This is a genomic window from Kitasatospora putterlickiae (assembly GCF_039527695.1).
Lineage (GTDB): Bacteria > Actinomycetota > Actinomycetes > Streptomycetales > Streptomycetaceae > Kitasatospora > Kitasatospora putterlickiae.
Genome location: NZ_BAAAKJ010000344.1, coordinates 24,654 through 25,016 on the forward strand (window position 1 = coordinate 24,654; position 363 = coordinate 25,016).

The following is a 363-nucleotide window of genomic DNA, read 5'->3' on the forward strand; positions in this document are numbered from 1 at the left end:
GCGTACTCGACGAGCAGTTCGCCGCCGTTGGGGAAGCGCAGCCGCTGGGTGGCGCCCGGGCCGAGCCGCTTGGCGAGTTCGGTGGAGACCAGGGCGGGCACCGGCGCGTCCGGGCCACCGGTGCCGCCCGACAGCGCGGCCGGGTCGAAGACGCCGCGCCCGAGCGAGCGGGAGATCTCCGCGTAGGCGGCCGGGTCGGCGACCACGGCGAAGACCCTGGTGGCGCCGTTGCCGCCGATGACGAACACCTCGGTGTCGGCCCAGATCCGGGCCGAGGCCCGCACGCCGGGCAGGGTGCGCGCCGCGTCGGCGAAGTCGGGCGACACGGTGACGCCGATCGGGACGACCACCGAGGCGTGGCCG

1 pseudogene is annotated in these 363 nt (G+C 76.9%); it reads right to left on the minus strand.

The features are described 5' to 3' along the window. A pseudogene (locus tag ABD308_RS32040) lies at window positions 1-363 on the minus strand (hypothetical protein); the annotation flags it as partial.